This window comes from Bartonella sp. P12B (assembly GCF_055796185.1).
On record NZ_JBTTDI010000001.1, the window covers coordinates 190,406 to 211,034 of the forward strand.

Genomic DNA, 20,629 nt, shown 5'->3' on the forward strand with positions numbered 1-20,629 from the left:
TATTTTTCTTAATTTGTTAATTTATCTTTGTAAAATGCCCTATAATGATGTTTACCTATTCCTTTGAGTGAACTTATTTAGTTGTGGGAAAGAGTATGGATATGCCATTTTCAAAAATTTCGTTTTTCATTGCAATCTCAATGGTAATGTTCTTAGCGGGATGTTCTACATCGCGATTTGACAGGAATGTTCGTGACAACACAGCAGAAATTTTTTATCCACTTCAAGAAATGCCAACAGAAGTAATGTCTGATCCTGCCTCTTCTTATTCGTTAGAGTCTGAAGCATCAGATGTTTCAATGTATGAAAAAGGCGATTCTCAGAGTGATGGAAGAATGGCTAGTCTTGAGTTGCCAAGTAATGCTGTTGATTTGTTTCCTGCAAGTATTGCTGGAGTGTGGAATCTTTCTGTGGGGGGTAAAGTTTGCCGAATTGCAACGCCACAAACGAAATTTGGCCAAGGGTATCGGGCTGGTCCTTTACACTGTCCAGGAATCATTTCTCAAATAAACTCATGGGCTGTTAAAGGGAAAAGATTATATTTCTATAATAATTCGGGACGCGTTATTGTTTCCCTTTATTCTTCCAATGTTGATCGTTTTGAGGGGTATACACTTGATGATCGTCCAGTTGTTTTAAGCCGTTAGAGTGTTTTTGACCGGTTATGAAAAAGTAAGAAATATGGACACTGGTTTGTGACGAGAACTTGTATTTTTCATTGAAAACAGGTTGAAAAGGTTGTTTGGATGGTTTTAGTGTCAACGCGCTATAAGGAGCTGGTATACAAAGGAGACATCTATTTTGATCCTGCTCAATTGGCTTTAACAGAACATTTTGATCATTTGTTACAAGATGTTATGGATCAAAATGTTTCCCGCCCTTGGCAGTTCTGGAACTTTTTCAAGAGGATTTTTTTTCCCCGTCTTTCAAGGCAAAAAGAGGGTTCCTTTCGAGGGTTATATCTTTATGGCGAAGTAGGACGAGGCAAAACCATGCTTATGGATTTGTTTTTTTCTTGTTTACCGCAAGGGTATAAAAAGCGTGCACATTTTAATGATTTCATGGCTGATGTGCATGAACGCATTAATTTTTACCGTCAAACATCAACGAATGTAAAAACTGGAAAAGATAGTCCTATTTTAGCTGTTGCTGAAGATCTTGCACAAGAAGCGCGCGTGCTTTGTTTTGATGAATTTAGTGTCACAGATATTGCTGATGCTATGGTGCTGGGGCGTCTTGTTTCTGCTTTGTTTGATAAAGGCGTTTTCTTCATTGCGACTTCAAATGTTGCACCCGATAATCTTTATTATAATGGTCTAAACCGAGAGCTTTTTTTACCTTTCATTCAAGTTTTGAAAGCGCATGTTCGCATTGTCAATCTTGATACAAAAACAGATTATCGCCTTGAAAAGTCAAATCTACAGCATGTGTATATAACGCCGTTAGGGGGGGAAGCAAATGAGTGTATGGATCAAGCTTGGGCACTGGTGCTAAAAGGACACAAGGAAATCTCTGATGAACTTGCGATAAAGGGGCGTTTGATTCATATTCCACGCTCTGGCGGGGGATGTGCACGCTTTGATTATCAAGATTTATGTGCAAAACCTTTGGCAGCAGCTGAGTATTTAGCATTGGTTGAGCGTTATCACACGATTTTTGTCGATAATGTGCCTGTAATGGATGATACATGTCGCAATGAAACGAAACGTTTCATTCTACTCATCGATATTCTTTATGAGCGCCACATAAGATTATTTATATCAGCGGCGGATATCCTTGAAAATTTATATAAAGGGCGTGCTCAGACGACGGAAACATTTGAGTTTAAAAGAACACAATCACGTCTTTTTGAAATGCAAAGCCAAGATTATTTGAAACTTTGGGCAGAACGTTTTCTTTGAAGGGGAAAAGCTGAATAGAACTTTACCTTTACGTAAACTGTAAGAATAATAATTCCTTGCACTTAAAAGAACATTGATAATTCTGTTGTATTTTTTTTAAATACACTTTATCGATACTTCATGGTAATTTTCTAATGATTATTTCTATGGAGAATTGTTACTTTTGTAAAAAGAGAAATTTGGTAGGTTTTATATTTTTCTCTTTTTGTTGATATTGTTAAAATATAACTAAGGTCAAAGAAATATTCAGTGTACTGATGCTGATAAACGTGTGCTGAGTTTTTAATGTTAGGAAGAAATAAAATGACCCGAAAAAAAATAGCTCTCATTGGTTCAGGTATGATCGGGGGTACTTTAGCGCATATTATTGGATTTAAAGAGCTTGCCGACGTTGTCCTCTTTGATATTGCGGAGGGTGTTCCACAGGGTAAGGCTCTTGATATTGCTGAATCTTCACCCGTTGATGGTTTTGATATCAGTTTAAAAGGTGCAAATGCTTATGAAGCCATTGAAGGTTCTGACGTTGTTATTGTAACAGCAGGCGTTGCACGAAAACCTGGTATGAGTCGTGATGATCTTTTGGGTATTAATCTAAAAGTGATGGAACAAGTTGGTGAGGGAATTAGAAAATACGCGCCTTCAGCGTTTGTTATTTGTATTACAAACCCCCTTGATGCAATGGTATGGGCGTTGCAGAAATTTTCAGGTCTTCCTACCCATAAAGTGGTTGGTATGGCTGGTGTTCTTGATTCGGCGCGTTTTCGTCATTTCTTGTCTGAAGAATTTAAGGTCTCTGTTAAAGATGTGACTGCATTTGTTTTAGGAGGGCATGGTGATTCGATGGTGCCTCTCGTGCGTTATTCAACAGTTGGTGGTATTTCTTTGCCGGATCTTGTGAAGATGGGGTGGACAACACAGGAAAGAATTGATCAAATTATCCAGCGTACCCGTGATGGTGGTGCAGAAATCGTTAGTTTGCTAAAAACAGGTTCTGCTTTTTACGCACCAGCAGCTTCTGCTGTTTCTATGGCTGAAGCCTATTTAAAGGACACTAAACGTGTTGTTCCTGTTGCAGCCTATCTTTCAGGGGAATATGGGGTTAATGACACCTATGTTGGTGTTCCTGTTGTCCTTGGTGCAGGGGGTGTTGAACGGGTCATCGAGATTGATCTTGATAAAGACGAAAGAGATGCTTTTGAGTATTCAGTAAATGCGGTGCAAAAGCTTTGTGAGGCTTGTATCGCTCTTATGCCTCGTCTCAAATGAATTGAGCAAGGTTTTGTTGGTTAAAACAGAGTATTTTAAATATTAAGGTTTAAGGGTTAGTGAAATAATCCGTAAAAGAAAAGGACAAATGCATGAATATCCATGAATATCAGGCTAAACGTCTGCTTCATGAATATGGAGCACCAATTGCAAATGGTGTTGCTGTTTATTCTGTAGAGCAAGCTGAAAAGTGGGCAAAAAAATTACCAGGGCCACTCTATGTGGTTAAAAGCCAGATACACGCCGGTGGTCGTGGTAAAGGTAAGTTTAAAGAACTCAGTCCTGATGCAAAGGGTGGTGTTCGGCTCGCAAAGTCCGTTGAAGAAGTTGTTGCAAATGTCCAAGAAATGCTTGGTAAAACTTTGGTAACAAAACAAACTGGTCCAGAGGGTAAACAGGTTAATCGCCTTTATATCGAAGATGGCGCCGATATCGAACAGGAGCTTTATCTTTCACTTTTGGTTGATCGTACAGTTGGTCGCGTTTCTTTCGTTGTTTCAACGGAAGGTGGAATGGATATCGAAACAGTTGCTGAAGAAACACCAGAAAAAATATTAACTCTCCCCATTGATGCTATACAGGGTGTTACTTCTGATGATTGTACAAGGCTTTGTGATGCACTGAATTTGCGTGATAGTGCAAGAGAAGATGGGGAAAAGCTTTTTCCAATTCTCTATAAGGTCTTTTGTGAAAAAGATATGAGCCTTCTTGAAATCAATCCGCTTATTGTGATGAAAGATGGTCGTTTGCGCGTTCTTGATGCAAAAGTTTCTTTTGACAATAACTCTTTGTTCCGTCATCCAGACATTTTGGAATTGCGCGATATCTCAGAAGAAGATCCAAAAGAAATTGAAGCCTCAAAGCATGATCTTGCTTATGTTGCTCTTGAGGGCACAATTGGTTGCATGGTCAATGGAGCGGGTCTTGCTATGGCGACAATGGATATCATTAAACTTTATGGAGCTGAACCAGCGAATTTCCTTGATGTTGGTGGTGGGGCTTCAAAAGAAAAGGTAACCGCTGCTTTTAAAATTATCACTGCTGATCCAAATGTTAAGGGCATTTTGGTCAATATTTTTGGTGGTATTATGCGTTGCGATGTTATTGCTGAAGGTGTGGTTGCTGCTGTGAGAGAAGTTGGTTTAAAGGTTCCTTTGGTTGTCCGTCTTGAAGGCACGAATGTTGAGCAGGGTAAGGCGATTATCAGTGACAGTGGTTTGAATGTTATTCCCGCTGATGATTTAGATGATGCTGCTCAAAAAATCGTTGCAGCCGTGAAGGGAGCTTAAACTATGTCAATTCTTGTGAATAAAGATACAAAAGTTCTCGTTCAAGGGCTTACAGGAAAAACAGGAACATTTCATACAGAACAAGCGCTTGCTTATCATGGCACGCAAATGGTTGGTGGTGTTAATCCTAAAAAGGGCGGAGAAACATGGGAAGGTGCAAAAGGTGAGACACTTCCTATTTTTTCCAGTGTTGCTGAAGGAAAAGAGAAAACCGGTGCAGATGCTTCGGTTATTTATGTTCCACCAGCAGGAGCTGCGGCAGCTATTATAGAAGCGATCGATGCTGAGATTCGCTTGATTATCTGTATTACGGAAGGTATTCCTGTTATGGATATGGTTAAAGTCAAAGCTCAATTGGAGAAATCAAAATCACGTCTTATTGGTCCCAATTGTCCTGGTATTCTCACTCCCAATGAATGTAAAATTGGTATTATGCCTGGGTCTATTTTTAGAAAGGGCTCTGTTGGGGTTGTTTCGCGGTCAGGGACTTTGACTTATGAAGCTGTTTTTCAAACGAGTCATGAGGGGCTTGGTCAGACAACAGCTATTGGGATTGGTGGTGATCCTGTTAAGGGCACCGAGTTTATTGATGTCTTGGAAATGTTTTTAGCTGATGAGGAAACTCAGTCTATTGTTATGATTGGTGAAATTGGTGGTTCTGCTGAAGAAGAGGCGGCACAGTTTCTTCAAGATGAAGCGAGAAAAGGTCGTAAAAAACCAGTCGTTGGTTTTATTGCTGGTCGTACAGCCCCTCCAGGACGTACAATGGGGCATGCTGGTGCTGTTATCTCTGGTGGTAAAGGAGGAGCAGAAGATAAAATTGCTGCAATGGAATCCGCTGGGATTCGGGTTTCTCCTTCACCGTCACAGATAGGAAAAACCTTGATGTCGGTTTTAAAGAGATAAAAAACTTCATCTGAATAAAGATAAATTTTATTCAGATGAAATATTGAGTATAAAAAGGCAAAATTTTTTCGAACTTTTTGACCCTCATTTGCTTTATAAGCATTAAAGGTTGAAAGAAACTATAAGGAGACGGAATCGATGTTCCGGAGAGAGATATGGCAAGGCAGGACGAGATAAATAGTCTTTTTGCACAAACGTCATTTCTGTATGGTGGAAATGCGGATTATATAGATCAGCTTTATGCCGAATATGAAAAAGATCCCACCAGTGTAGATTCACAGTGGCGTACTTTTTTTGAAAACCTTCATGATAAAAAAGAAGATGTTCTAAGAAATGCTGAAGGTGCAACATGGCAACGGGATCATTGGCCGTTAAGGGCAAATGGTGAGTTGGTTTCTGCTCTCGATGGAGATTGGTCTGTTCTTGAAAAACATGTTGGTGATAAATTAAAAGAAAAAGCAGCAACAAGTGCTGCGCAAAAAGGAAAAGCCACTAGCGAACAAGATATTATTCGAGCAACGCGTGATTCTGTCCATGCACTTATGATGATTCGTGCTTTTCGTGCCCGTGGGCATCTTCGTGCACAGCTTGATCCCCTTCAATTGGCAGAAAAAATTGAAGACTACAAGGAGCTTTCTCCAGAAGCTTACGGTTTTACTCCTGCTGATTATGAGCGACCCATTTTTATTGATAATGTGTTAGGATTAGAATACGCAACTATTCCGCAAATGCTTGAAATCCTCAATCGTACCTATTGTTCAACGATTGGGGTGGAATATATGCATATTTCTGATCCTGCTCAAAAAGCATGGCTTCAAGAGCGTATTGAAGGACCGGATAAGCGGATTGCTTTCACACAGAAAGGCAAAAAAGCTATTCTTAATAAGCTTATTGAGGCAGAAGGGTTCGAACAGTTTTTAGATACGAAATATAAAGGAACAAAGCGTTTTGGACTTGATGGTGGTGAAGCCTTGATACCTGCTCTTGAGCAGATTATTAAATGCGGGAGCGCTTTAGGTGTGCAGGAAATTATTTTAGGAATGGCACATCGTGGTCGTTTAAATGTTCTTTCACAAGTTCTTGCAAAACCACATCGGGCTATTTTTCATGAATTCAAAGGGGGGTCTTATAAGCCTGATGATGTGGAAGGATCGGGTGATGTCAAATATCACTTAGGGACTTCTGCTGATCTTGAGTTTGATGGTAAGAATGTTCATTTATCGCTTTTGGCTAATCCGTCTCACCTTGAGATCGTTGATCCAGTCGTTATTGGCAAGGCGCGTGCTAAACAAGACCAACTCGTGGGTTCTAAGCATACTGACACACTTCCGTTGAATGAACGGGCAAAAGTCTTGCCGTTGCTTATTCATGGTGATGCTGCTTTTGCAGGGCAAGGCGTTATTCAGGAAACTTTTGGTCTTTCAGGTCTTAAAGGTTACAATGTTGCTGGATCTGTTCATGTCATTATCAATAATCAGATTGGTTTTACAACGGATCCGCGCTTTTCGCGTTCTTCACCTTATCCATCAGATGTGGCGAAAATGATCGATGCGCCAATTTTTCATGTGAATGGTGATGATCCTGAAGCGGTCGTCTTTGTTGCAAAAGTAGCGACAGAGTTTCGTCAAATTTTCCATAAGCCGGTTGTAATTGATCTGTTCTGTTATCGTCGTTATGGGCACAATGAAGGTGATGAACCTTCCTTTACACAGCCGCTCATGTATAAAGCAATTCGTAATCATAAAACAACACTTCAGCTTTATGGTAACCAGTTGGTAACAGAAGGCGTGATTACTGCAGAAGATATTGAGCAGCAAAAGAAGCAATGGCGTGATAAGCTGGAGAATGAATTTGAAGCGAGTGCTTCTTATAAACCTAATAAAGCGGATTGGCTTGATGGAAGCTGGACAGGACTCAAGGCTTCCAATAGTGCTGAGGAGCAGAGTTGTGGAAAAACAGGCGTTGAGATAGAAATTTTAAAGGAAATTGGTCAGAAACTTGTAGAGATTCCAGCAGATTTTCATGTGCATAAAACGATACAGCGTTTTTTAAGTAACCGCGCTAAGATTTTCGAAACTGGTGAAGGTGTTGATTGGGCAACAGCTGAAGCTTTAGCTTTTGGTTCACTTTGCTTAGAAGGAGCGCCGGTGCGTCTTTCCGGTGAAGATGTTGAGCGTGGAACTTTTTCACAACGCCATTCAGTTCTTTATGATCAAGAAAATGAGGCACGTTATATTCCTTTGAATCATTTGAGAAAGGATCAAGCTCTTTATGAAGTTGTCAATTCTATGCTCTCTGAAGAAGCTGTTCTTGGTTTCGAATATGGATATTCTCTTGCTAGACCACGGGGATTGACGCTTTGGGAAGCACAATTTGGTGACTTTTCTAATGGAGCACAAGTCATTTTTGATCAATTCATTTCCTCTGCTGAACGTAAATGGCTTCGTATGTCTGGTCTTGTCTGTTTGTTGCCTCATGGTTTTGAGGGACAAGGACCGGAGCATTCCTCGGCGCGTTTGGAACGTTTTCTTCAGCTTTGTGCTGAAGATAATATGCAAGTTGCTAATTGTACGACCCCTGCGAATTATTTTCATATTTTGCGTCGGCAGATTAAACGCGATTTCCGTAAACCTTTAATTTTAATGACACCAAAATCACTTTTGCGTCATAAGCGAGCTGTTTCTTTTCTCAATGAAATGGGACCAGAAATGGGTTTTCAGCGTTTGTTACTTGATGATGCAGAATGTCTCAAAAATTCTGTTATTAAATTGCAGAAAGATAATAAAATTCGCCGTATTGTTCTTTGTACGGGTAAAGTTTATTACGATCTTTATGAAGAACGTGAAAAAAGAGGCGTTGATGATGTTTATTTGCTCCGCGTTGAACAACTTTATCCTTTTCCTGCAAAGGCTTTGGTCGATGTGTTGTCGCGTTTTTTACAGGCAGAAGTTGTTTGGTGCCAAGAAGAACCAAAGAATATGGGGGCTTGGTCATTTATTGAGCCTTATTTAGAATGGGTTTTGACGCATATTAATGCGCAATATTCACGTGCGCGTTATGCGGGGCGTCCTGCAAGCGCATCACCAGCCTCTGGGTTAATGGTGAAACATCTTGAACAACTGGCTGCGTTTCTTCAAGACGCGTTAGGTTCTTAATTTATGACTACTCTGATGTATGGAAGAATATTATGACTACTGAAATCCGTGTTCCTACTTTAGGCGAATCAGTTACCGAAGCGACAGTTGGCAAATGGTTTAAAAAGCTTGGTGATGCTGTCGCTATGGATGAGCCCTTGGTTGAATTAGAAACCGATAAAGTAACAGTTGAGGTTCCTTCACCTGTTGCAGGAAAATTATCTGAGATCATAGCAAAGGAAGGCGATACGGTTGAAGTGAAAGCGCTTTTGGGAACAGTTGAAGCTGGAGCAGCTGGTGTTTCTAAGGCACAAGCTTCTTCTGAGACATCCGTGTCTACAGCTCCATCTGAATTGAAGCAGCCTTCTTCGAGCGATACAATGCCTCCTGCTCCTTCAGCAGCAAAATTAATGGCTGAAAATAATATTGCAAAAAGTGATGTTTCAGGTTCTGGAAAACGCGGGCAGATTCTTAAAGAAGATGTTCTTAATGTGTTGGTGCAAGGAATAAAGACACCACCACCTGCTGTTCCAGCACCCAGCTCTACTCCTGCCTCTGTATCTAGCTCTTCAGCGGTGCCTGTTCAAGAAATACGTGAAGAACGGGTTCGTATGACGAAATTGCGCCAAACAATTGCGCGCCGTCTTAAAGATGCACAAAACATAGCTGCAATGTTAACCACATTTAATGAGGTTGATATGTCGGCGGTGATGGATTTGCGCAAGCGTTATAAGGATCTTTTTGAAAAGAAACATGGTGTTAAACTTGGTTTTATGGGATTTTTTACCAAGGCTGTTTGTCATGCTTTAAAGGAGCTTCCTGCTGTTAATGCAGAAATTGATGGAACGGATATTATTTATAAAAACTATGTCAATGTCGGAATTGCTGTTGGAACAGATAAAGGACTTGTTGTTCCTGTGGTTCGTGATGCAGATCAGATGTCGTTAGCAGAGATTGAAAAAGAAATTGGTCGTTTGGGACGTCTCGCTCGTGATGGAAAATTAGCGGTTTCTGATATGCAAGGTGGGACTTTTACCATTACCAATGGGGGAGTCTATGGATCATTAATGTCAACACCGATTTTGAATGCTCCACAATCTGGTATTTTAGGAATGCATGCTATTAAAGAACGGGCAATGGCTGTTGAGGGACAAATTGCGATCCGTCCTATGATGTATTTAGCACTTTCTTATGATCATCGTATTGTAGATGGGCAAGAGGCTGTGACTTTCCTTGTGCGTATTAAAGAAAGTTTGGAAGATCCGGAACGCCTTGTTCTTGATTTGTAAAAGTACAATTTTCAGGATGAAAGGAAAAACGGATGTCTTATGATGTGGTTGTAATTGGAGCGGGACCAGGTGGTTATGTTGCAGCAATCAAAGCTGCGCAACTGGGGCTTAAAACAGCAATTATTGAAAAGCGGACGACACTAGGTGGCACTTGCCTTAACGTTGGTTGTATTCCTTCTAAAGCATTGTTACATGCTTCGGAAGTGTTTGCTGAAACACAACATGGCTTTGAAACGCTTGGTATTTCTATTGAAAAATCTAAGCTTAATCTTAATCAAATGATGGCGCATAAAAAGGCTGTTGTTACAGCCAATACCAGCGGCGTCTCTTTTTTGATGAAAAAGAATAAAGTTGACACTTTTTTTGGTACAGCCAAAATTTTAGACGCAGGTCAAGTTGAAGTGGTTGCTAGGGATGGTCGGCAACAAACAATTGCAACAAAAAATATTATTATTGCAACGGGGTCAGAGAGTTCTAGCATTCCGGGTGTGGATGTTAAAATTGATGAACAGGTTATTGTCTCTTCTACAGGAGCCCTTGCCCTTGAAAAAGTACCAGAACGCATGATTGTTGTTGGTGCTGGTGTTATTGGTTCAGAGCTTGGTTCAGTTTGGAGTCGCTTAGGTGCTAAAGTGACTATTATTGAATATCTTAACAAAGTTTTAGGCTCAATGGATGGTGAAGTTTCACGGCAATTTCAGAAAATAATGGAAAAACAGGGGCTGGAATATAAGACTGGCTCTAAAGTGACAGAACTTACGCAATCTGGTTCAATGGCTCAAGTGCGTTTTGAAGCAGTTAAGGGCGGTGCTGCTGAAACTTTGGAGGCTGATGTTGTGCTTATTGCTACTGGACGTTCTCCATATACGGAAGGTCTTGGTTTGGTGGAAGCTGGTATCAAAGTGGATGAACGTGGCTTTATTGATATTGATGCGCATTGGCAGACGAGTATTCCAGGAATTTATGCAATTGGTGACGTTGTTAAAGGTCCGATGCTAGCGCATAAGGCTGAGGAAGAAGGCGTTGCTGTGGCAGAAATTTTGGCAGGTCAAAGGGGACATGTTAATTTTGATGTCATTCCTAGTGTTGTTTACACACAGCCGGAAATTGCTAGTGTGGGAAAGACAGAAGAAGAGCTTAAAGCGGCTGGCATTGATTATAATGTGGGTAAATTTCCTTTTATGGCCAATGGTCGTGCACGTGCGATGCAAAAAAGTGATGGGTTTGTTAAAATTCTTGCCGATAAAAAGACAGATCGGGTTTTAGGTGGACATATTCTTGGATTTGGTGCTGGTGAGATGATTCACGAAATTGCAGTTTTGATGGAATTTGGTGGTTCATCAGAAGATTTGGGGCGTTGTTGCCATGCGCATCCTACCCTATCGGAAGCAGTGCGAGAAGCGGCTTTAGCAACATTTGCTAAACCACTCCATATTTAATATTTAAGTTCTTTTTAGAGAACCATGATCTTTAATAACTTTTTATCGATTTATGCGGTATCTGTTAAAAAAACGCCCCTTTTAAAGGGGCGGTTTTTTTGTCTGTATCGCTGTATGGAGAATAAGTTTAAAACTGCAGTTGTCTCTCTTTTTGTTGTTCTCTTATCCACGTTGAAAGCCCCATATGCTCAAGATATTTGAGGAAAGGACGCGATGGTAATTCCTCTACATTAACCATGGTTTTAACATCCCATTCGCCGGTGGCAATAAGAAGGGATGCAGCTGCTGCTGGTACACCAGCTGTGTAAGAAATGCCTTGTGCACCGGTTTCATTAAAAGCTTGTTTATGATCCGCTACATTATAGATAAAAACTTCTCTTGGTTTACCATCTTTTTCGCCTTTAATGAGGTCTCCAATACACGTTTTTCCTGTGTAATTTGGTGCTAAAGAAGCAGGGTCAGGTAAGACGGCTTTCACAACTTTTAGAGGAACAACTTCTTGTCCTTCTGCCGTTTTAATAGGCTGTTCGGATAACAACCCAAGATTTTTCAAAACAGTAAAAACAGTGATATAATGTTCACTAAATCCCATCCAGAAGCGAACATTTTGAACATCGAAATTTTTGGATAATGAATGAATTTCATCATGTCCTGTCATATAGGCTTTTTGTTTCCCAACAACGGGAAGATCCCATTCATGGCTCACTTCAAACATTTTATTGGAAACCCATTTTTTATTTTGCCAAGACCATACTTGACCTGTAAATTCTCGAAAGTTGATTTCTGGATCAAAATTCGTGGCAAACCAATGCCCATGGTTTCCAGCATTAATATCAATAATGTCAATATCGGTAATTTTATCAAAATAACACTCACGTGCTAATGCTGCATAAGCATTGACAACACCTGGATCAAAACCGGCACCTAAAATAGCCGTTATACCAGCTTTTTCACATTCTTGACGTCGGGGCCATTCATAATTGCTATACCAAGGGGGCGTTTCACAAATTTTCAAAGGATCTTCGTGAATTGCAGTATCGATATAAGCGCATTTTGTTTCTATACAAGCTGAAAGAACAGACATGTTAAGAAAAGCAGATCCAACATTGATGACAATTTCGCATTTTGTTTTTTGGATGAGTTTTACAGTCTCTTCTACATTCATTGCATTGAGCATATGGCTCTTAAGAACACCTTGCTCTTTCATTGTGTTCTTTTCTTTAATGGAAGCAATGATGGCTTCACATTTTTTGAGTGTTCGTGAAGCAATATGAATTTCACCGAGAATATCATTGTTTTGAGCACATTTGTGCGCAACAACCTGTGCAACACCTCCAGCACCAATAATGAGAATATTTTTCTTCATTGTGGGTTTATCTCCTTTTTAATACCGTTCTACACCGTTTTTTATACGGTTATTTTTTATGAAAGACTTTCCTGATAGTCACTGTAGCTAAATTGACGTTGAAGCGTTAGTGTACCATCAAATTCTTTTATAACAATGGCAGGCATTGCAACGCCATTAAACCAATTCTTCTTAACCATTGTATAGCCTGCTGTATCTTGAAAGGATAATCTGTCACCTATTTTAAGGGGTTCAGGGAAACGAAATGTTCCAAAAATATCACCAGCAAGACAAGATTTTCCGCAAACCATAATTTCGTGTGGTCCTTGATTTGGTTCTAACTTAGCATTTTCACGATAAATTAAAAGATCAAGCATGTGCGCTTCAATGGAGCTATCAACGATAGCAAGTTTTTTTTCATTATATAATGTATCAAGAACACTTACTTCTAGAGTGGTGCTTTTGGTTATAGCGGCTTCTCCTGGTTCTAGAAAAATGGTGACACCATAGGTTTTTGAGAAATTTTTTAAGCGTTTTGCAAAAGTTTCTAGAGGATAATTTTCAGCGGTAAAGTGAATTCCACCGCCAAGACTTATCCAATCAACTGCAGCGAAAAGTTCTGAAAACTTTTCTTCCATGTGATTCAGCATTTGATTAAAAAGATTAAAATCAGCATTTTCGCAATTGTTGTGGATCATTAAGCCATTGATGAGAGGGAGAACTTCTTTTATAGCGCTTTTATTCGTTTCTCCTAAGCGACTAAAAGGGCGAGAGGGGTTGGCAAGATCAAAATTGGATGCACTGATTCCTGGATTTAACCTTAGTCCTCGCTGAATCGTTTTTGTTGCATCAGAAAAACGTTGAAGTTGTTGGATAGAATTAAAAATAATTTTGTCTGCGTAACCACATGCTTCATCAATTTCATGATCTGCCCAAGCAACCGAATAGGCATGGGTTTCCTTGCCGAATTTCTCTCTTCCCAAACGCAGCTCATAAAGGGATGATGATGTGGTTCCATCCATGAACTCAGACATTAAATCAAAAACACTCCATGTAGCAAAACATTTCAAAGCAAGGAGAACTTTTGCGCCAGACATTTCGCGTAAGCAAGCAATAGTTTTCATATTTTTTATGAGTTCAGATTTATTTATAAGATAATAGGGAGTTCTTATCATTGTTTATCCATTCTCTTTTGAAGGATCTTATTGCAAAGTTCAACGTTTAATACAAAGAGCAACAGAATGTCTCAAAAAAAAGAACTTGTTTCTTTCTTACATTAAAAAAACTTTCTGTCACTGCATTTTAATTTTGTAATGTTGAGATTTGCGTTATGTATATGAAAAAAAAATTATATTATATTTGGAGTCTTGTATTTATTGGTGTTTTTTTCATTGTGACAACCAATATTGTTAATTTAATGCAAAATAAGAGTAACGTTGAAGCTAAAGCCATTCATCAGGCTTTTGTTCCAGAGAGTGTAGTGCCTTTGACTTTTACAGGGCGTAGAGAACTTAACGGCTTTAAAGGGTATCATAACTATCGACGTGGTTATCGTAAGTATAAAGACAATTGGTGGTATCCTGAAGCAGCTTTTGTTGCGTTATCACATTTAAACACAAAACCTACATTATTAAAAGCTGTATCAGAAGCAAAAAAGTTGCCTCAACAACATATCGAATCTTGTCGTGCACGTTATCGTTCTTATAATAAAGATGATAATAGTTACCAACCTTTTCATGGAGCTCGTAAGCAGTGTCTTTCACGCTTTTTTAAAGGGTAGCAATTGTTAAATGTGAAAAATCTCTCTTGAGCCTTATCATGCTTGTTGTTGCTCTTAAAATAAAAGAGCAAGTTGTATGATATGGAGCTTTTTTTCACGCAACAGTTGTTTTTTGAAAAATTTAAATACCTTTAAGTTTTATTAAAGCTTATTATCATAAGTCTGGGATGAGGGGGGTAACAGTGTAGTTTTTATTTTGTTGACAACAAAATATTAAGAGAAAAATGGAGTCTAAAGAATGACAACATGGGAAGCAATGTTGATATTGCTCGTTTTGCTTCCCTTTTGTGGAAGTGTTGTTATCGGTTTTTTTCGTTCGACAGCAAAAAACAATGAAGCGTGGTTTGCCGGTGTCATTGCACTTTTCAGTCTTCTTTTTACAATAATGCTTTATCCAGCGGTTCGTGGAAATCGCGTGGTGCGTTTAGATATTGCTTGGCTACCAGAATGGGGCGTTAATTTGATCCTCCGTATGGATGGTTTGTCTTGGCTTTTTTGCTTACTCATCACAGGAATTGGACTGCTCGTTGTTGTCTATGCACGTTACTATATGGATTCGGCGGATTCTGTACCGCGGTTTTTTTCTTTTTTTCTTGCCTTTATGGGATCAATGACAGGAATAGTCTTGTCAGGAAATCTCGTTTTTTTAGTTGTTTTTTGGGAACTCACCAGTATTTTTTCTTTTTTGTTGATCGGTTATTGGTACCATAATGCAAGTGCGCGTGAAGGGGCGCGGATGGCTTTAACAATCACAGGTTTTGGTGGTTTTGCTCTTTTTATTGGGATTTTATTGATTGGACACATCGTTGGCAGTTTTGATTTGGATAAGGTATTACAGTCTGGTGATATGATTCGGTCAAATCCTCTCTATAATGCTGTACTTATTTGTATTTTATTGGGGGGATTAACAAAAAGTGCACAATTTCCTTTTCATTTTTGGTTGCCCAATGCAATGGCTGCTCCGACACCCGTATCCTCTTATCTCCATTCAGCAACGATGGTGAAAGCAGGATTGTTTTTGCTTGTTCGTTTATGGCCCGTGCTCTCTGGAACAGAAACTTGGTTTTGGCTGGTTGGCTTTTCAGGTCTCTTGACGCTGTTGCTTGGGGCCTATTTTTCCATGTTTCAGCAAGATTTAAAAGGGCTTCTTGCTTATTCAACCATTAGTCATCTTGGATTGATTACGACCCTTTTAAGCCTTGGTAGCCCACTTTCATGTGTTGCGGCAATTTTTCATATGGCCAATCATGCTACTTTTAAAGCTTCTTTATTTATGGCTGCTGGCATTATTGATCACGAAACGGGAACACGTGATATGCGTAAGCTGACAGGGCTTTATCGTTCGATGCCTATTACAGCAACTCTTGCTTTCGTTGCGAGTGCAGCGATGGCCGGAGTTCCTTTGTTGAATGGCTTTTTATCGAAAGAGATGTTTTTCGCTGAAGCCGTTGAAACGCATATGGAATCATGGCTCGATTGGATTGCACCTTATGTAGCAACGCTGGCAAGCTTGTTTAGTGTGACTTATTCTATACGCTTTATTCATGGTGTCTTTTTAGGACCAAAGCCTATCGATTTACCTAAAACACCCCATGAACCACCGCATTTTATGCGTTTACCAATGGAACTTTTAGTTTTTATTTGTTTAGCCGTTGGTATTTTTCCTAATATAACAATAGGTCCCATTTTGGATAATGCTGTTATGTCTGTTTTAGGACCGATGACAGTTCCTTATAGTTTAGCTGTTTGGCATGGAGTTAATACCCCATTAATGATGAGTTTAGTGGCTTTATTAGGGGGTGGATTGCTCTATGCTGTCGGGCACCGTTATTTTTTATCTTGTGATGATGGGGCTCCTTTCTTTCGTCATTTGAATGGACCGCGTATTTTTGAACGCATTCTCGTGATTATTTCATGGAAATGGGCGCGTTTTGTGGAATCTGTTTTGTCAACACGTCGTTTGCAAATACAATTGCACTGGATTTTTTTGGTGTCTTTTGTCTTTGTTGGTCTTTTACTCTGGTTTGATGGTTTAATCCCAGCGGGTGCGTTGCCGCTTTTTCCGCTTGATATTCCTTTTCTTGCTCTTTGGTTGGTCGGTGGATTGTGTGCGCTTTTGGTTGCTTGGCAAGCAAAGTTTCATCGCCTTGCCTCATTGATGCTTTTGGGGGGAGCCGGCTTGATGACATGTGCAACATTTTTATGGCTTTCTGCTCCCGATTTGGCAATAACACAATTGGTTGTTGAAGTGGTGACAACTGTTCTATTATTGCTTGGTTTGCGCTGGTTGCCTAAGCGTTTGTATAATCCTGCTCCAACTCCTGTTCGTTTTTTTGTGCGTTTGCGTCGTGTTCGTGATTTCTTTATAGCTCTTTTGGGAGGCGCTGGAGTCGCTTGGCTTTCCTTTGCGATGATGACACGTCCTCAAGGGACAACAATTTCCGATTTTTTTCTGAAAAATGCTTATTCTGGTGCTGGTGGTCGTAATGTCGTAAATGTCTTATTGGTTGATTTCCGTAGTTTTGATACCATGGGAGAAATTGTCGTTTTGGGTGTTGTTTCACTCACTGTTTTTGCTCTTTTACGACGGTTTCGTCCTGCTGCTGAAAGTATTGATGCGCCGTTTCAACAACGTATTCAGAAAGCTTTTGATATGGAACAACCTGATAGAAATGTAGGGGATACAGTCGTGAATTATTTAACTGTTCCTGTTGTCATTATGAGTTGGCTCTTTTCGGTTATTATCGCTTTTTCGATTTATTTATTTATGCGGGGGCATGATCTTCCAGGAGGGGGATTTGTCGGTGGTGTGACCTTAGCAATAGGCTTTATTTTGCAATATCTTGCCCGTGATATTCGTTGGGTGGAAACCCGTTTGAGGGTTTTACCTTTGCGGTGGATGGGGTTTGGCTTACTGTTGTCAGCGGCAACGGGAGTAGGGGCTTTGTTCGTTGGCTATCCCTTTTTAACCTCCTTTTTTCAATATAAGTATTTTCCATTGATTGGAAAGATTCCTCTGGCATCTGCTTTTTTGTTTGATTTTGGTGTGTTTTCTCTCGTGCTAGGTGCAACTGTTCTCATTTTAATTGCCCTTGCACACCAGTCAATTCGTAGTTACCGAATCGGTAAAAAACCACTTTTGAAGGAGAAGGAGAATTAATGGAAATTGTTCTTTCTTTGAGCATCGGTATTCTTGTTGGATCAGGTATTTGGCTTATTTTACGTCCACGAACTTTTCAGGTCATTCTTGGTTTGTCTTTGATTTCCTACGGTGTTAATCTTTTTATGTTTTCAGTAAGTAGACCGCGGAGCAATGCTGCTCCTATCGTTGATCCTTCTATGGTGATTAATCCAGAGAATTACGTTGATCCTCTTCCACAAGCTTTGGTTTTGACAGCAATTGTGATTGGTTTTGCAACGACAGCTTTATTTTTGGTTATTCTTCTGGTTTCACGCGGATTAACAGGTTCAGATCACGTTGATGGACGTGAGGTACAGTGATGCACTTTTGCGTACAGCATCTTCTTATTTTGCCTATTCTTTTACCGTTAAGTGTCGGAGCAGTCCTTCTTTTTTATGATGAACGCTATTCAAAATTTAAATCATTCGTAAGTCTTTTTTCTGCGGGATTATTGGTTGTTGTTGCTGTTTTATTGGTTGTGCGTGCTCTCGAAGTTGCGCCGGTTTCAGATGTTTATCGACTAGGCAATTGGCCTTCTCCTTTTGGAATTGTTTTGGTCCTTGATCGTTTAAGCGCTATGATGCTTTTACTTTCCAGTTTGTTAATGACTTGCGCGTTGGTTTTTGCACAGGCTTATTGGTATAAAGCTGGTCCTCATTTTCAGTCGTTCATGCAATTTTTCATGGTTGGAATAAATGGCGCTTTTTTGACAGGTGATTTGTTCAATTTATTTGTATTTTTTGAAGTGATGTTAACAGCTTCTTATGGTCTTGCATTGCATGGTTCTGGTCAATTACGCGTGCGTGCGGGGTTGCATTATGTTGCCGTTAATCTTGTTGCTTCGCTGTTTTTTTTAGTTGGGACGGCACTCATTTATGGAGTCGTTGGTACCCTTAATATGGCCGATTTGGCTGTAAAAATGAAAGATATAGCGTCTAGTGATATTGTTTTATTCGAAATAGGTGCTGCGCTTTTGGGAATCACCTTTTTGCTCAAAGCTGGTATGTGGCCTCTTAATTTTTGGTTGATGCCTACTTACAGTGCCGCAGCAGCGCCTGTTGGGGCTGCTTTTGCGCTTTTGAGTAAGGTGGGTATTTATATTATTTTACGTTTAACATTGCTATGGTTTGGTCCTGAAAGTGGATATTTTAGCAATTTTGGTCATACGATTTTGTTTTATGGTGGACTTGCCACTATGGCTTTCGGTTTTATTGGGACATTGGCTAGCCAAGTTTTGGTGCGTTTAGCAGCTTATAGCGTTCTTGTCTCTTCCGGTACATTATTGACGGCAATTGGGATTGGCAACACAGAATTGATAGCAGGTGTACTCTTTTATATTGTTTCTTCAACGTTAGCTCTTGGTGCTTTTTTTCTTCTCGTAGAGCTTGTTGAACGCTGTCAAGATGTAGCTGCCAATGTTTTGACTGTCACAATGGAAGTGTATGGTGATGATGAAGAGGAGGAGGAAGATGAAATTGGTACTTATTTGCCGGTAACTTTGGCAATTCTTGGGGCTTGTTTTGGTATTTGTGCTGTTTTAATTATTGGCTTGCCACCTTTTTCAGGTTTTGTTGCTAAATTTATGATGTTCACGGCAATATTAAACCACACTAAGGAAGATTTATCTGCTTCTTTACCGGTTTATTATGATTGGATTTTTGTAATTTTTGTTACCCTCTCTGGTTTTGCGGCTCTGATTGCTCTAACACGTGCAGGTATCCGGACTTTTTGGGTTTCTCTTGAAGGAAGGGTTCCGCGTGTACAGGTGATTGAATTTGCACCTATTGCTGTTCTTCTTGCTTTGTGTTTTCTTATAACCATTGTCGCTGGCCCTGTTAGTCATTATATGTCTGAAACAGCTAAAGTTTTATATCATCCTCAAAATTATATTGGCAGCGTTTTAGATGATTTTTCTCTTGAAAAGGCGGAGATGAATCGGTGAATTCTTTTTGTCCTTTCCCTTTTTTCAGTGTAGCAATTGTGTTTATGTGGTTGACCTTAAACGGTTTTAGTTTAGGACAATTGCTTTTAGGGATTATAATTGCTTTGTTTAGTGGTTGGATGATGCGGTTTCTTGAACCCGAAAAGATCACTATTAAGAGTTGGCGTGCAGTTTTTCGTCTGATTTTTCGCGTATTTATTGATTCTATAACTTCAAATATCTCAGTAGCTTGTTTGGTTTTTACAAAAAGGTATCGAAAACAGCAATCTCGTTTTGTTGTGGTGCCTCTTTTGCTTGAGAGTCATACAGCCTTAGCTATTTTAGCATGTATCCTTGCGGTAACGCCAGGTACTGTTTGGATTGCTTATAATAGAAAAAATAGTGAACTTTTGCTCCATGTCTTAAATTTTAAGAATGGATATGATTACCAACAGTTGATCAAACAACGATATGAACAATTGCTTTTGGAGATTTTTTCATGAGTATGGTTATCCTTTATTGGGGAATTTTCCTTTCACAGTTTTTTTTGAGTTTAGCGATGATTCTCGCCTTATTTCGGTTGATTCGTGGCCCTCGGGCGCAAGATCGTATTGTTGGTTTGGATGTTCTTTATATAAATACAATTCTTTTGTTTCTTACATTCGATATCCGTTCAGGAACAACAATTTATTTTGTAGCAGCTCTTATTCTTGGGCTTTTAGGGCCTGTATCGAGTATCGCTTTAGCAAAATTTCTTATGCGTGGGGAGATTATTGAATGAAAGATGATATATCACTTGTGGTTGCTATTACTATTACAGTCTTTTTAATAGTGGGATCTGCTCTTACACTCATTGGAGCGATAGGATTGGTACGTTTTTCCAGTTTTTATGAACGCTTGCATATGCCTTCCTTGAGTACAAGTTGGGGCGCTGGGAGTATTCTCATTTCTTCTTTTCTTTATTCAATATTTGTAGACCATAATTTTGTGTTTCATGAACTCTTGTTGGTGACCTTTTTGTTTGTAACAATACCAGTCGCTTCTATGCTGCTGTCACAAGCAGCGGCTTACAGAAGTCATTCAGAAAACAAATCAGAAAAACCGCTGGCTCTTTTATCTCATCACATGGAAGAAAAAAACTCTACATTAGAAGAAACATCAGAAGAGTGAGAGCCAGC

At 39.6% G+C, this 20,629-nt stretch carries 17 protein-coding genes; 15 read left to right on the forward strand and 2 right to left on the reverse strand.

Annotated elements, in window-relative coordinates:
• The first annotated feature begins 101 nt into the window (after window positions 1-101).
• The 8 genes from AC0QT1_RS00740 (at window position 102) to lpdA (ending at window position 11,224) form a co-directional block, all read left to right on the forward strand.
• A complete protein-coding gene (locus AC0QT1_RS00740; RefSeq protein WP_473199868.1) occupies window positions 102-647 on the forward strand; it encodes an AprI/Inh family metalloprotease inhibitor in 546 nt (181 codons plus the stop codon).
• Window positions 648-746: 99 nt separating this feature from the next.
• Entirely contained in the window at window positions 747-1,901 is a 1,155-nt protein-coding gene (gene zapE, locus AC0QT1_RS00745) for a cell division protein ZapE (RefSeq protein WP_473199867.1), read from the forward strand.
• 303 nt (window positions 1,902-2,204) lie between these two features.
• The gene (mdh, locus tag AC0QT1_RS00750) at window positions 2,205-3,167 is read left to right on the forward strand and encodes a malate dehydrogenase (RefSeq protein ID WP_473201439.1); all 963 of its coding nucleotides are present in this window, start codon (window positions 2,205-2,207) and stop codon (window positions 3,165-3,167) included.
• Window positions 3,168-3,259: 92 nt separating this feature from the next.
• On the forward strand, window positions 3,260-4,456 hold the full coding sequence (sucC, locus tag AC0QT1_RS00755; RefSeq protein WP_473201440.1) for an ADP-forming succinate--CoA ligase subunit beta: 1,197 nt from the start codon (window positions 3,260-3,262) through the stop codon (window positions 4,454-4,456).
• 3 nt (window positions 4,457-4,459) lie between these two features.
• Window positions 4,460-5,362, forward strand: a complete 903-nt coding sequence (sucD, locus tag AC0QT1_RS00760; RefSeq protein WP_473201441.1) for a succinate--CoA ligase subunit alpha — start codon at window positions 4,460-4,462, stop codon at window positions 5,360-5,362.
• A 155-nt stretch (window positions 5,363-5,517) separates the two neighbouring features.
• A complete protein-coding gene (locus tag AC0QT1_RS00765) occupies window positions 5,518-8,517 on the forward strand; it encodes a 2-oxoglutarate dehydrogenase E1 component (protein ID WP_473199863.1) in 3,000 nt (999 codons plus the stop codon).
• A 32-nt stretch (window positions 8,518-8,549) separates the two neighbouring features.
• Window positions 8,550-9,785, forward strand: a complete 1,236-nt coding sequence (odhB, locus tag AC0QT1_RS00770) for a 2-oxoglutarate dehydrogenase complex dihydrolipoyllysine-residue succinyltransferase (protein ID WP_473199862.1) — start codon at window positions 8,550-8,552, stop codon at window positions 9,783-9,785.
• Window positions 9,786-9,817: 32 nt separating this feature from the next.
• Window positions 9,818-11,224 (forward strand): dihydrolipoyl dehydrogenase, encoded by a 1,407-nt coding sequence (gene lpdA, locus AC0QT1_RS00775; RefSeq protein WP_473201442.1) that lies wholly within the window; start codon window positions 9,818-9,820, stop codon window positions 11,222-11,224.
• Window positions 11,225-11,351: 127 nt separating this feature from the next.
• Here the strand turns inward: lpdA and AC0QT1_RS00780 are convergent, their stop codons facing one another.
• The gene (locus tag AC0QT1_RS00780) at window positions 11,352-12,590 is read right to left on the reverse strand and encodes a saccharopine dehydrogenase family protein (RefSeq protein ID WP_473201443.1); all 1,239 of its coding nucleotides are present in this window, start codon (window positions 12,588-12,590) and stop codon (window positions 11,352-11,354) included.
• A 56-nt stretch (window positions 12,591-12,646) separates the two neighbouring features.
• Window positions 12,647-13,744: a carboxynorspermidine decarboxylase gene (locus AC0QT1_RS00785; protein ID WP_473199859.1), complete on the reverse strand. Its 1,098-nt coding sequence runs from the start codon at window positions 13,742-13,744 to the stop codon at window positions 12,647-12,649.
• Between the two features lie 155 nt (window positions 13,745-13,899).
• Between AC0QT1_RS00785 and AC0QT1_RS00790 the strand changes: the two genes are divergently transcribed.
• The 7 genes from AC0QT1_RS00790 to mnhG all read left to right on the forward strand — a co-directional run bounded on the left by AC0QT1_RS00790 (window position 13,900) and on the right by mnhG (window position 20,621).
• Entirely contained in the window at window positions 13,900-14,349 is a 450-nt protein-coding gene (locus AC0QT1_RS00790; RefSeq protein WP_473199858.1) for a BA14K family protein, read from the forward strand.
• A 238-nt stretch (window positions 14,350-14,587) separates the two neighbouring features.
• Complete coding sequence (locus tag AC0QT1_RS00795) at window positions 14,588-17,509, forward strand: monovalent cation/H+ antiporter subunit A (RefSeq protein WP_473201444.1); 2,922 nt, start codon at window positions 14,588-14,590, stop codon at window positions 17,507-17,509.
• A complete protein-coding gene (locus AC0QT1_RS00800) occupies window positions 17,509-17,850 on the forward strand; it encodes a Na+/H+ antiporter subunit C (RefSeq protein ID WP_473199856.1) in 342 nt (113 codons plus the stop codon). The genes AC0QT1_RS00795 and AC0QT1_RS00800 overlap by 1 nt, the downstream gene beginning before the upstream one ends.
• On the forward strand, window positions 17,850-19,472 hold the full coding sequence (locus AC0QT1_RS00805) for a monovalent cation/H+ antiporter subunit D (protein WP_473201445.1): 1,623 nt from the start codon (window positions 17,850-17,852) through the stop codon (window positions 19,470-19,472). Before AC0QT1_RS00800 ends, AC0QT1_RS00805 begins: the two co-directional genes overlap by 1 nt.
• Window positions 19,469-19,954, forward strand: a complete 486-nt coding sequence (locus AC0QT1_RS00810) for a Na+/H+ antiporter subunit E (protein WP_473199854.1) — start codon at window positions 19,469-19,471, stop codon at window positions 19,952-19,954. Before AC0QT1_RS00805 ends, AC0QT1_RS00810 begins: the two co-directional genes overlap by 4 nt.
• The gene (locus AC0QT1_RS00815; protein WP_473199853.1) at window positions 19,951-20,232 is read left to right on the forward strand and encodes a K+/H+ antiporter subunit F; all 282 of its coding nucleotides are present in this window, start codon (window positions 19,951-19,953) and stop codon (window positions 20,230-20,232) included. Before AC0QT1_RS00810 ends, AC0QT1_RS00815 begins: the two co-directional genes overlap by 4 nt.
• Window positions 20,229-20,621, forward strand: coding sequence for a monovalent cation/H(+) antiporter subunit G (mnhG, locus tag AC0QT1_RS00820; RefSeq protein ID WP_473199852.1), 393 nt, complete (start codon window positions 20,229-20,231; stop codon window positions 20,619-20,621). The genes AC0QT1_RS00815 and mnhG overlap by 4 nt, the downstream gene beginning before the upstream one ends.
• The last annotated feature ends 8 nt before the right edge of the window (window positions 20,622-20,629 follow it).

Bases quoted from the DNA above. Each gene is read 5' to 3' on its own strand.
- AC0QT1_RS00780 (WP_473201443.1), bottom strand. From the start codon at position 12,590: ATGAAGAAAAATATTCTCATTATTGGTGCTGGAGGTGTTGCACAGGTT.
- mnhG (WP_473199852.1), top strand. From the start codon at position 20,229: ATGAAAGATGATATATCACTTGTGGTTGCTATTACTATTACAGTCTTT.
- sucD (WP_473201441.1), top strand. From the start codon at position 4,460: ATGTCAATTCTTGTGAATAAAGATACAAAAGTTCTCGTTCAAGGGCTT.
- mdh (WP_473201439.1), top strand. From the start codon at position 2,205: ATGACCCGAAAAAAAATAGCTCTCATTGGTTCAGGTATGATCGGGGGT.
- AC0QT1_RS00740 (WP_473199868.1), top strand. From the start codon at position 102: ATGCCATTTTCAAAAATTTCGTTTTTCATTGCAATCTCAATGGTAATG.
- AC0QT1_RS00800 (WP_473199856.1), top strand. From the start codon at position 17,509: ATGGAAATTGTTCTTTCTTTGAGCATCGGTATTCTTGTTGGATCAGGT.
- lpdA (WP_473201442.1), top strand. From the start codon at position 9,818: ATGTCTTATGATGTGGTTGTAATTGGAGCGGGACCAGGTGGTTATGTT.
- AC0QT1_RS00790 (WP_473199858.1), top strand. From the start codon at position 13,900: ATGTATATGAAAAAAAAATTATATTATATTTGGAGTCTTGTATTTATT.
- AC0QT1_RS00785 (WP_473199859.1), bottom strand. From the start codon at position 13,744: ATGATAAGAACTCCCTATTATCTTATAAATAAATCTGAACTCATAAAA.
- zapE (WP_473199867.1), top strand. From the start codon at position 747: ATGGTTTTAGTGTCAACGCGCTATAAGGAGCTGGTATACAAAGGAGAC.
- odhB (WP_473199862.1), top strand. From the start codon at position 8,550: ATGACTACTGAAATCCGTGTTCCTACTTTAGGCGAATCAGTTACCGAA.
- sucC (WP_473201440.1), top strand. From the start codon at position 3,260: ATGAATATCCATGAATATCAGGCTAAACGTCTGCTTCATGAATATGGA.
- AC0QT1_RS00805 (WP_473201445.1), top strand. From the start codon at position 17,850: ATGCACTTTTGCGTACAGCATCTTCTTATTTTGCCTATTCTTTTACCG.
- AC0QT1_RS00795 (WP_473201444.1), top strand. From the start codon at position 14,588: ATGACAACATGGGAAGCAATGTTGATATTGCTCGTTTTGCTTCCCTTT.
- AC0QT1_RS00815 (WP_473199853.1), top strand. From the start codon at position 19,951: ATGAGTATGGTTATCCTTTATTGGGGAATTTTCCTTTCACAGTTTTTT.
- AC0QT1_RS00765 (WP_473199863.1), top strand. From the start codon at position 5,518: ATGGCAAGGCAGGACGAGATAAATAGTCTTTTTGCACAAACGTCATTT.